Genomic DNA, 449 nt, shown 5'->3' with positions numbered 1-449 from the left:
ACAGATGCAGATTCACTCGCTGATACTGATTCACTCTCACTTAATGACTGAGAAGTTGTATCTGAAGTTGGTGTTTCTTGATCATCTTGACCAACTGTTCCCAAGGTAGCTTGGTCCGCATTAGCGAGAACTTCCTTACCTTCAACTACTTTTTCAACAGCAGTCTGTTCATTGGCATAGACATGAGATTGAGTCGCAATCCCTCCACCTATGACGGTTCCCGCAGCAGCTATCCCCTTGAGGATATCAAGCCCAGTTAGGGATGTTGAAACACGATCTTCAACGACTTCTGTTGTAACTTGAGCTGTATCAATACCACCACGAAGAACCTTGAACAAACCAAAAAGAGAGGTAGATGCTCGAAGCCAGTGTTTCCCTGACTTGATCAATTTATACCTCGTTACTCGGTCTGTTTCTCTATATCGTCCTTCCCGACGTCTAAAAAACAT

The 449-nt window shown here is 43.9% G+C and carries 1 protein-coding gene; it reads right to left on the bottom strand.

Features of this window, described 5'->3' with window-relative positions:
- A partial coding sequence (locus tag SINDD18_RS10090; protein WP_241497374.1) for an accessory Sec-dependent serine-rich glycoprotein adhesin occupies positions 1–389 on the bottom strand: 389 nt, incomplete at its 3' end.
- Positions 390–449 lie beyond the last annotated feature (60 nt).

The sequence above is a fragment of the Streptococcus infantis genome (assembly GCF_001579645.1).
In the GTDB taxonomy this organism is placed as follows: Bacteria; Bacillota; Bacilli; order Lactobacillales; family Streptococcaceae; genus Streptococcus; species Streptococcus infantis_E.
Note: the sequence above shows the minus strand (reverse complement) of the source record. Positions and strands in the feature narration are given on the sequence as shown.